This window comes from Chryseobacterium urinae (assembly GCF_030518295.1).
Classification (GTDB): Bacteria; Bacteroidota; Bacteroidia; order Flavobacteriales; family Weeksellaceae; genus Chryseobacterium; species Chryseobacterium mucoviscidosis.
In genome coordinates this window covers 1-10694 of sequence record NZ_JAULSJ010000058.1, presented here as the reverse complement: position 1 = coordinate 10694, position 10694 = coordinate 1, and the positions used below count along the sequence as shown (strand labels likewise).

The 10694-nt window shown below is 36.8% G+C and carries 11 protein-coding genes and 1 pseudogene; all 12 read right to left on the bottom strand.

Annotated elements, in window-relative coordinates; genetic code table 11:
* Positions 1 to 54: 54 nt before the first annotated feature.
* The 12 genes and pseudogenes from QWT87_RS20525 to QWT87_RS20470 all read right to left on the bottom strand — a co-directional run bounded on the left by QWT87_RS20525 (position 55) and on the right by QWT87_RS20470 (position 10542).
* Positions 55 to 1236, bottom strand: coding sequence for an acetyl-CoA C-acyltransferase (locus QWT87_RS20525; RefSeq protein ID WP_302718537.1), 1182 nt, complete (start codon positions 1234 to 1236; stop codon positions 55 to 57).
* A 56-nt stretch (positions 1237 to 1292) separates the two neighbouring features.
* Positions 1293 to 1724: a hypothetical protein gene (locus QWT87_RS20520; RefSeq protein WP_116099199.1), complete on the bottom strand. Its 432-nt coding sequence runs from the start codon at positions 1722 to 1724 to the stop codon at positions 1293 to 1295.
* A 7-nt stretch (positions 1725 to 1731) separates the two neighbouring features.
* A complete protein-coding gene (locus tag QWT87_RS20515) occupies positions 1732 to 2121 on the bottom strand; it encodes a hypothetical protein (protein ID WP_302718535.1) in 390 nt (129 codons plus the stop codon).
* Between the two features lie 475 nt (positions 2122 to 2596).
* Positions 2597 to 3979: a nucleoside permease gene (locus QWT87_RS20510; protein ID WP_302718533.1), complete on the bottom strand. Its 1383-nt coding sequence runs from the start codon at positions 3977 to 3979 to the stop codon at positions 2597 to 2599.
* Positions 3980 to 4001: 22 nt separating this feature from the next.
* The gene (locus QWT87_RS20505) at positions 4002 to 4601 is read right to left on the bottom strand and encodes a bifunctional nuclease family protein (protein ID WP_087710346.1); all 600 of its coding nucleotides are present in this window, start codon (positions 4599 to 4601) and stop codon (positions 4002 to 4004) included.
* Between the two features lie 189 nt (positions 4602 to 4790).
* The gene (locus QWT87_RS20500) at positions 4791 to 5738 is read right to left on the bottom strand and encodes an electron transfer flavoprotein subunit alpha/FixB family protein (protein ID WP_302718531.1); all 948 of its coding nucleotides are present in this window, start codon (positions 5736 to 5738) and stop codon (positions 4791 to 4793) included.
* Positions 5739 to 5820: 82 nt separating this feature from the next.
* A complete protein-coding gene (locus QWT87_RS20495) occupies positions 5821 to 6567 on the bottom strand; it encodes an electron transfer flavoprotein subunit beta/FixA family protein (protein WP_116099204.1) in 747 nt (248 codons plus the stop codon).
* A gap of 184 nt (positions 6568 to 6751) precedes the next feature.
* Entirely contained in the window at positions 6752 to 7459 is a 708-nt protein-coding gene (locus QWT87_RS20490; protein WP_302718529.1) for an SDR family oxidoreductase, read from the bottom strand.
* A gap of 141 nt (positions 7460 to 7600) precedes the next feature.
* Entirely contained in the window at positions 7601 to 7813 is a 213-nt protein-coding gene (locus tag QWT87_RS20485; protein WP_302718538.1) for a T9SS type A sorting domain-containing protein, read from the bottom strand.
* A 60-nt stretch (positions 7814 to 7873) separates the two neighbouring features.
* Positions 7874 to 8473 (bottom strand): annotated as a pseudogene (locus tag QWT87_RS20480) (choice-of-anchor J domain-containing protein); the annotation flags it as partial.
* A gap of 205 nt (positions 8474 to 8678) precedes the next feature.
* Complete coding sequence (locus QWT87_RS20475) at positions 8679 to 9083, bottom strand: T9SS type A sorting domain-containing protein (protein WP_302718528.1); 405 nt, start codon at positions 9081 to 9083, stop codon at positions 8679 to 8681.
* 79 nt (positions 9084 to 9162) lie between these two features.
* Complete coding sequence (locus tag QWT87_RS20470) at positions 9163 to 10542, bottom strand: dipeptidase (RefSeq protein WP_185204657.1); 1380 nt, start codon at positions 10540 to 10542, stop codon at positions 9163 to 9165.
* Positions 10543 to 10694 lie beyond the last annotated feature (152 nt).

Genomic DNA, 10694 nt, shown 5'->3' with positions numbered 1-10694 from the left:
AAAAAAAAATCCGAAAGTAAAACTTCCGGATTCTGAATGTATCAATATCAATGATTATTGAATATTTTCGATAACGATTGCAGAAGCACCGCCACCTCCGTTACAGATTGCAGCGGCACCGTATTTACCGTTATTCTGCTTCAAAACGTTAATGAGAGTAACAATGATTCTTGATCCTGAACTTCCAAGAGGGTGACCAATTGCCACAGCTCCACCGTTCACGTTAACTTTAGAAGCATCCAGCCCTAAGATTTTGTTGTTTGCCAAACCTACAACAGAGAAAGCTTCGTTGAATTCGAAGAAATCGATGTCTGTAAGCTCTAAACCTGCTTTTTTAAGCGCAATGGGTAAAGCTTTTGAAGGTGCTGTTGTAAAATCTTCAGGAGCCTGTGCTGCATCTGCGTAAGAAACGATTCTTGCCAAAGGCTTAAGTCCCAGTTCCTCCATTTTTTCTTTAGAAACAAGGATTAAAGCAGAAGCTCCGTCGTTTAATGTAGAAGCGTTTGCTGCCGTTACTGTTCCTTCTTCTTTTTTGAATACTGTAGGAAGTGAAGGAATTCTGTCGAAATTTACGGTTTTATATTCTTCATCTTCTGCAAAAATGACAGGATCTCCTTTTCTCTGAGGGATTTCCACAGGGATAACCTCATCGGCAAATTTACCTTCAGACCAGGCTTTTGCTGCTCTTTTGTAAGATTCTACGGCGAAATTATCCTGCTCTTCTCTTGAAATGCTGTAATCTGTTGCACATTTTTCTGCACAAACTCCCATGTGAACTTTGTTGTAAACGTCAGTAAGTCCGTCCAGAACCATTCCGTCCTGCATTTTTACATCGCCCAACTTTGCCGCATTTCTTGCGTTATAGTAATGTGGAACTGAGGACATATTTTCCATCCCTCCTGCAACAATTACGTCTGCATCTCCTGCTTTAATTGCCTGTGCAGCCATAGAAACTGCTTTCATTCCGGATGCACAAACTTTATTTACCGTAGTAGAAGGTGTTTCATTTGAAAGTCCTGCTCCCAAAGCAACCTGACGCGCCGGAGCCTGTCCTTCTCCCGCCTGTAATACGTTCCCCATATAGATTTCCTGAACCTGCTTAGGATCCATACCGATTTTGTCTAATGCTCCTTTTACAGCAACTGCTCCCAGTTTAGTTGCAGGAACTGCTGATAAACTTCCCAAAAAACTTCCCATCGGAGTTCTTACTGCGGAAACGATGAATACTTCTTTCATTTTTTATAATTCTATTTTTTACGTTTAGTTGAAGCCGAATTATATGATCCGGCTGTTTATTTTTTATTTTCTTTTACTTTTACCAATACAAAATCGTAGGTATCGTTCTCGAATTTTGACTGAATTTTTACATAATTATCCTGCGTGGCAAGAACTTTATTGCTTAAAACATCGCCAACTTTTATGGGATGTTCTTTTTCGCTTTTTTCAACAACGACTAATTTATAATCGCAGTCTCCTACAAAAACCATGGATAATTTTATAAAATCTTTACCGTCGTTATAATATTCGGTCTGTATATTATCTTTTACGGTCATGTACCAAAGATTGGGAGGATAATTCATTCTAAAGAATTTTCCTTCTTTGATGTTGGCGCATTTTGCAGGATTGTCAACAGGTTTATTTTTTGCTGTTACCTTCGTCTGTGCATTTACGTAAGATGCACCCAAAAAAAATACTCCGATCGAAAATATTTTAAAAAAATTCATACGTGAATTATGCTTTTACTTTATTATTTTTAACCAAAATGATCATGAATGCTCCTAAAAATTCTAAGATCCAGCCCCATTTTAACTTTACAATTCCTGCCAGTTTATCCTGCCAGGATTTAAACGGCATAAAGCTGAAGTAATCTGAAGCCTGAAGTTTTACAGCGATGAGTGTAAAAATAAACAGGACGGCTAAAAGAACTCCAAAAATCTTCGAAACTTTTGCATTATTGTTTGCAATACCAAACAGGGCTCCAGCAGACAAAATCCAACAGATTATTGCCAGAGAATGATCGAGCTTCCAATAGTTCCAGTTTCCGATGATGGGAACGTGAACGAGCGGCAGAAAACTTCCTGCAACCACCAACACCAATCCTAATAACTGAATATTTTTCATATTTCTTAAAGTGCCAAAATACAAAAAAAAACACACTCCAAAAAGTGTGTTTTTCTATGATGAAGATTCATATTAAAAATTGATATATAACAGCTCCAATCCTATCTGAACGCCATATTTATTATTAATTTTTGCATGATCGTTAAATATGGGTGTGAAATCTTTTTTCACGAAAATATTAAGAGGATCGTGTTTAAAGAAAATTTTCTCCCAAAAAAGAAAAATATTTAACCTATCTGGAATATCTTGCTATATTTTATATGACTACTATGTTCCTTTTAAGAATTTTAATTTAAAAGTTTTCTTATTTCTCCGATCCTGCTTTTTTGCCAGTTTAAAATTCTCTTCTAAATTCTTCATTAATTAGTTTCTGTTTATAAGACGAGATATTTTTGAAAGGGTTGCCTGAATATCAAAAAAAATTGCACTTTTTCTGAAAGTGCAATTTAATATATTCGTTATCAATACGATAAAATTAATGTTTGATATCTGATGTCTGAATAGGGGTATGCTTGTGTCTGAACAGAACAGCAAATAAAAGAGCTAAAACCAACGCATAGACTGCGAAAGAAAGCCAGATATTATGCCAGTCTTTTACCATTACAATAGAAGATAACGTTCCGTCCGGATTTACCGCAGAATTGAAACTCTTTTGCAGAATTCCTAAAAAAGTCTGGTTGTCCGGTGTTGTTTCAAGATAATTTGCCAGTGAAGAAGCGGTAGTAAATTTGTGGGTGAAGAATTTATCGATTGCCCAGCCTGCTGCATAACTTCCGAAAACCGCTCCGAAACCGTTCGTCATCATCATGAATAATCCCTGAGCCGAGGAACGTATTTTTTTATCGGTAGTGGTTTCCACAAAAAGTGATCCTGAAATATTAAAGAAATCGAAAGCCATCCCGTAAACCACGCAGGAAAGAATGATTAAACCTAAACCATATCCTTCCGGAACTCCATAAGCAAAGAAACCAAATCTTAAAACCCAGGCAAACATTGAAATCAACATTACTTTTTTAATTCCGTATCGCTTTAAAAAGAAAGGAATCGCCAAAATAAATAAAGTTTCAGAAACCTGAGAAATGGACATAATAATGGTAGATCTTTTCACAACGAAAGAGTCTGCGTATTTCGGAAAATGTTCAAATTCACTCAGGAATACGTCTCCGTAAGCATTAGTAAGCTGTAAAGCCGCGCCCAAAAGCATGGAAAATAAGAAAAACAAAGCTGTCTTGTAATCTTTGAACAGTTTAAAAGCATTTAAGCCTAATTGCTCCGACAATGGTGCTTCTTTGTCTATTAATTTTTGTGGAGGACATTTTGGTAATGTTAAAGCATAAATTCCTAAGAAAATGGCTACAGCTCCGGCAATGTAAAATTGTCCTTCGGTAGCTTTGTTCCCCGTAAGATTGGTAATCCACATGGCTACAATAAAACCGATGGTTCCCCAAACACGGATTGGCGGAAAGTCTTTCACAACATCCAGCTCACTGTTTTTAAGAATAGTATAAGATATTGAATTGGCTAATGCAATTGTAGGCATATAAAAGCACATGGCAACAAGCATTACAGTAAAGAAAGAACCGGGATCCGCCGAGTGAGGCAGAATGAAAAGCACAATACCGTATAAAATGTGTAATGCTGAAAAAATTCTTTCTGCGTTTACCCAACGGTCGGCAATGATTCCGGTGATGGTCGGCATAAAAATGGAAGCAATTCCCATGGTTCCGAAAACAGCACCAAACTGCGCTCCGTCCCAATGTTTTGTACCGAACCAAAAATTAGCCATCGTAATCAGCCATGCTCCCCAAACGAAGAACTGCAGAAAACTTAAGATGGTCAGTCGTAATTTTAAGTTCATAAGTCAGTATAAATAATCTCTTTTAGTCAATTTTTTTCTTTCTCCTCCTGATTTCTTCCTGAATTTCAAGAGCAGTATCGTAATCTTCTTCTTTTACCGCTTCATCCAATAACTTCTGCAATTCTTCCATTGAAATGGATTTCAGATTATCTTCTGCCTGAACGGTTTCGGAAAATGACTGCTCTTCTTTGGATACATCTTCCAGTTCCAGAAGAATTCCTGCTTCGTTCAGTACCTGTTGTGTGGTAAAAATAGGCGCATCAAACCGCACTGCCATTGCTACCGCATCGGAAGTTCTTGCATCTAAGATAAGCTCTTCGTCGGTTGCCTTATTTTTAAAGTTGATATTTGAGAAGAAAACGCCGTCTACAATCTGATAGATGATAACGGATACAAGTTCGTAATTTGCAGAATGTATAAATTTTGTAAATAAATCGTGTGTAAGAGGACGAGGGGGATGAATGTCTTTCTCAAGCCCCAAAGAAATGGATTGTGCCTCAAAATTCCCTATAACAACAGGTAATTTAATATGTGTTTCTTCATGTTCCAATAGTAGTGCGTACGCCCCGGATTGTGTCTGGCTGTACGATATCCCGCGTATAATTAACTGTTTATAATCCATAGCTACAAATATAGATTAATTTTTCAAAGTTTTTTTTACTTTTTAGACAAAAATAAAAGCCCGAAATGGGCTTTTATATGCGAATTGTGAATTAATGACATTGCCAATTTTACTTTGTAAGTGAATTTTTCGAGATATCCATTAAAAATTTATATCTGAAATAATTGACAATTATCAATTCACTTTTTTTTATCCTTTAAGAGCTTTAATTTTTTCTGTTAATGCAGGGATAATCTGGAAAGCGTCTCCTACTACTCCATAATCTGCTGATTTGAAGAATGGTGCTTCAGGATCACTGTTGATTGCCACGATGGTTTTAGAAGAGTTCACTCCCGCCAAATGCTGAATTGCTCCGGAAATACCGATGGCAATATAAAGATTTGGAGAGATTGCTTTACCTGTTTGTCCTACGTGTTCTGAGTGAGGTCTCCATCCGATGTCTGAAACCGGCTTGGAACAAGCTGTAGCTGCACCCAAAACGTTTGCAAGATCTTCTACCATTCCCCAGTTTTCAGGACCTTTCATTCCTCTTCCTGCTGAAACAACGACTTCCGCTTCTTTAAGATCTAATTTTCCTGAACTCTGCTCGTGAGAGATTACTTTAGTATCTTCATTTGCAACAGACAGATTTTTTACTTCTTCTGAACCTGAAACTGCATTTTCCTTCACTCCGAAAGCGTTTTGAGAAACCGTTACAATAACTCCGTTTCCTTCTGCTTTTGCATGCATGAAGCCTTTTCCTGAGAAAGCTCTTCTTTTCACCTGAAACGGAGAAAGGCTTTCAGGAGCTTCCAATACATTAGTGATTAAAGAATGTCCGTTCATTACTGCCAACATCGGGGCAATTGAAGAAGCATCTGTTGTGTGAGGAAAAACGATGATGTTTCCGTTTGCCACTTCACTTACCGCCTGAGCATAAGCTTTAGCGGAGAAACTTTTAAGACCTTCGTCTTTAATGTTGATTACGTTTGATGCTCCATATTTATACAATACATCTGAAGAATCTGTAGGGTTTACAGAGATCGCCGTTACGGTATCTCCAGCCTGATCTGCAACAGCTTTAGCATAAGAAACTGCTTCAAAAGCTGCTTTTTTGTAAACTCCGTTTATATTTTCTGCGTATACGAATACTGCCATTTTTTGAATTTTAAAAAATTAAAGGTTTAGGTTTAGGCTAAGATTTAGAATTTAAATCTAAAACTCAGTCTTAGCCTCAATATTAGATAACTTTCGCTTCTTCGTGAAGTAATCTTACCAATTCATCCAAATTATCCGGAGAAACCAGTTTTACAGCAGCTCTTGGCGGAACGCTGTCATAAGAAACTCCCTGAACTTTCACCTCAGAAGAAGTAGGTTCCACTACCTGCAAAGGTTTTGTTCTTGCAGACATAATTCCTCTCATGTTAGGAATGATAAGATCTTTTTCGTCTACCAATCCTTTCTGACCCGCGATTACAGCCGGTAATTTTACAGAAATGGTTTCTTTACCTCCTTCAATTTCTCTTACTGCAGTAGCTTCGCTTCCGTTTACGTCAAGTCCTACAGATGCGTTTACGAAAGGCTGGTTTAATAACTGAGCGACCATTCCAGGAACAGAACCTCCGTTATAATCGATCGATTCTTTACCGCAAAGGATTAAATCGTATCCGCCGTTTTGTGCAACTGCTGCAATTTCTTTAGCTGTAGAAAAACTGTCTTTAGGATCAAGATTTACTCTTACAGCATCGTTTGCTCCGATTGCCAAAGCTTTTCTTACGACAGGCTCTGTAGAAACATCTCCTACGTTGATTACCGTTACTGTAGCTCCCTGAGATTCCTGTAATTTTATTGCTTTTGTTAACGCAAATTCGTCAAGAGGATTAATTACCCACTGAATTCCGTTTTTGTCAAATGCAGATTTATCCGCTGTAAAGTTAATTTTAGAAGTAGTATCCGGAACACTACTTATACAAACTAATATTTTCATATGTTGTTCTTATTGTTTTAATGGTCAGATGAAACTTTTAGGTTCCATGTGTACTATTTTTTATGCTTCAATAAAATTTAAAGAAACTTTAAATTTCAGTTAAATTATGTTTCGCTAATATAAATAAAAAATATATTATGCATGCATAGTACTTATTATTTTACTATTCAATGCATTAAAGTCATTATTTAGCGGGTTTTGTTGCCCGAAATTCGATCTTACTCGGTAAAACTCTCGGGTTCATTTTTAAAATATCCAAAACCAGATTCCCCATATCTTCGGGCTGGATTTTCCATGCGTCTTTTTCCGAAGGAGTATTTCCGTTGAAATGCGTGGCTACAGAACCCGGCATAATTACCGTAGATTTGATGTTATACTTTCTCAAATCAATCATTGCAGCCTGCGTGAAACCAACTACGCCAAATTTTGAGGCATTGTAGCCCGTCCCGTTTTCAAAGAAATTGGCTCCCGCCAGACTTGAAACGGTGATGTAATATCCTTCTGTTTTTTTCAATTCTTCTACGGAAGCTTTTAATGTGTAGAAAACACCTGTCAGATTCGTTTCAATCATATCATTCCATTCCTCAGCAGAAAGTTCATCCACAGGCTTAAAAATTCCCAAACCGGCATTTGCAATCACAAAATCGAGTCTGCCAAATTTCTCTTTTGTCTGTTGTACCGCTTTTTCTTCGTTTTCAAGAACTTTTACATCCGATACAATTCCCAGAACGTTTTCAGAAATCTGCTTTAAATCCTGTTCAGCTTTTTCCACATCTTCTTTTTTTCTTCCCGAAAATGCAACCGAAACTCCGTTTTCAAGCAAAATTTTGGCAATTCCGAAACCGATGCCTTTGGTTCCACCTGTGATGTATGCTACTTTATTATCGATCATAATTATTGCAAATTTAAGTTCTTAAAAATAACAAAAATGCTTTAAATAAAGTAATTTTTATTGCCTAACATTTGTCAGTTTACTGGTTCAAATAAAAAAGCGCTCCGAATCGAAGCGCTTTCAAAATAATATAGAATTAATTTATTTTTTGATGAATTTCTGGGAAACTTTATTTCCTTTGGATTCCATGTTTATGATATATGATCCGGAATTAAGATGTTTTACATTTATCTTATCTCCTTCCACTTTTACCTCAACTTTTTTACCTGCAATGTCAAAAACTTCGATATTGCTGAATTTGTCTACTGATTTGATGGATATGTAATCTGTTGTAGGGTTTGGATATACAGATATGCTTTTTTCATTTAAGGCAACATCATTGGTAGATAATGTAGGTCTGTCAATAGAAAAAGTATCGATTCCTATAAGATCCGAATTGCTTCCGCTTGGTCCTCCGTCTGTAACGTAATATCTAAAGGCAAATCTTACCGGAACCGGATTTGCACCTACTCCTGTAACGGTAAAGCTGTATTTGGTCCATGTTTTAGGATAAACAAAACCTGAAGCCAGATTTGGATTCACAGATACTCCTAAGTTGGTAAAAGATCCGACAGCGGAAGCTCCTGTTGTAGGAAGAACCGCACCGGCTGCCAATGCTTATCTCAGCTCCAGACGATCGGGATAATCTATCGTCCCGTCTGTTCCCTTTCTGGAATAAAAGCTCACAATATCTCCATCTTTTACGTCTATCGCATTTGTAAATAACCAGTTGCTGATTGTCCCCGCTCCTGATGTACTTGTGTAATTTACCAACGCAAAGGAATTGGCACCTCCTGCCTGTCCTACAGGAACAGTAGTGGTATTGCCGCTCCCGAACAGAGGATTTGTAAGAGGGGTCGCATAGTTTGCTTTTGTCCAGACCGAAGTGGTTACCGGACTGCTCTGATTAGAGGTTGTCCAATTTGTGAAAGCGGTATCAAAACCATAGCTGTAAATGTTGGTCTGCGCATTCATTGAGACCAGGCTCAGAATTGAGCCGAGTAGTAAAATTTTTCTCATATCATTAAAATTTAGTTTTATAAATATATTAATAATATTTTGAAAATAAAACAATTATATTTAAAATATAACACTGATACCACATTTTTAATGTATTATTTTAACTAAAACGGCTGCATTTATGATAATGCAGCCGTTTTTAATATAAACAATTTCTTTTCTATTCTTTAATCAGTTTTTTAGTAATTAAACCTTGATCTGTTTTAATTCCCAATACATAATTTCCCGTTGCCAAGCCGGAAATATTTACTTTATTACCCGTTAAAGAAAGATCGATTCTTTTTCCGGAGAGATCATAAACGTATACTGAAAGTATTTTATTTTTACCTTCAATCGTTACAATATCTTTTGCAGGATTAGGATAGATGAAGATATCTTCTTTTGCTTTAGAAACTTCTTCTCTAGTCGCAAGAATTGTATTGTTGGAATAAGATAAATTAAAATTATCAATTGCCCAGTTATAAGCTACAGAATTTCCTGAAGCATTAATATTATAAGTACGGTATTGCCCCACATCCAAAGCCGGAATTAGAAAGTATTCCGGAAGTAAAAAATTAGATTTCAATTAATTTATTAGCATGCTAAATATAAAAAAAAATCCCTTAGAAAAAAATCTAAGGGACTCATTTATTGATTGTTAAAATTTACTTGGAATAATTCTCGAAAAATAACGGAATACTTTCAATTCCTTTATAAAAATTGAATAATCCGTAATGTTCGTTTGGAGAATGGATGGCATCAGAATCTAATCCGAAGCCCATTAAAACGGATTTTGCTCCCAAAACCTGCTCAAACATAGCGGTAATCGGGATACTGCCTCCTCCTCTGTATGGAAGTACTTCTTTTCCGAAGGCAGATTCCATTGCCTGTTTTGCTGCCAAAAATTCTTTGGTATCGGTTGGTAAAACATAAGGCATTCCTCCATGATGCGGCGTTACTTTTACTTTTACATTTTGAGGAGCAATTTTTTCAAAATATTTTGTGAATTTTTCGGTGATTTCTTCCGGAGTCTGATAAGGAACCAGACGCATTGAGATCTTGGCAAAAGCTTTTGAAGGAATTACTGTTTTTGCTCCTTCTCCGATATAACCTCCCCAGATTCCGTTGCAATCTAATGTAGGACGGATAGATGTTCTTTCTAAAGTAGTATATCCTTTTTCTCCTTCCACACCGTTTAATCCGATAGATTTTTTGAATTCTTCAGGATTATCTTTCAGCTTGTTCATATCTGCTCTGTCTGAATCTGAAACGGTTTCCACATTATCATAGAATCCATCGATGGTAATATGTCCGTCTTCATCAATCAGATTTGCAATCATTCTAGACAGTACGTGGATCGGATTTGGAACTGCTCCTCCATAAAGCCCGGAATGCAGGTCTCTATTCGGACCTTCCACTTCTACTTCCACGTAGCTTAATCCTCTTAAACCTGTTGTTACCGTAGGCTGCTCGTTGCTGTAAATATGGGTATCTGAAATTAAAATACAGTCACAAGAAAGTTTTTCTTTGTTTTCATTCACCCAGTCTCCTAAACTTACCGAACCTACTTCTTCTTCTCCTTCTAAAATAAATTTAACATTACAAGGAAGCGCATTGGTTTTCATCATGGCTTCAAAAGCTTTAAGATGCATAAAGAACTGGCCTTTGTCGTCTGCCGAACCTCTTGCAAAGATGGCTCCTTCCGGATGAAGTTCTGTTTTTTCGATATACGGCTCGAATGGCGGTTTTGTCCATAGTTCCAACGGATCTGCAGGCTGAACATCATAATGTCCATATACTAAAACCGTCGGTAAATCTGTATTTAAAATTTTTTCTCCGTAAACGATAGGATATCCTTTGGTCTGGCAAACCTCCACGTTATCTGCTCCCGCATTTTTAAGATGTTCTGCCACGACTTCCGCACATTTTAAAACGTCATTTTTATACGCAGGATCTGCAGAAATGGAAGGAATTCTCAATAATTCAAATAATTCATCCACGAAACGCTGTTTGTTTTCGCTGATGTAATTTAATGTCTCTTGCATTGTAAAATATTATTTTGCTAAAAGTAAAAAATTTGCTTCTCAGGAACAAACAAAAACGTATAATTTTCCTCAGGTCTGAAGTGTGTTTTCTAAAAATATTAATCTGAAAGGTATTTTATCCCTGAAATTGACTGACAGACTTCAGTTTAGCC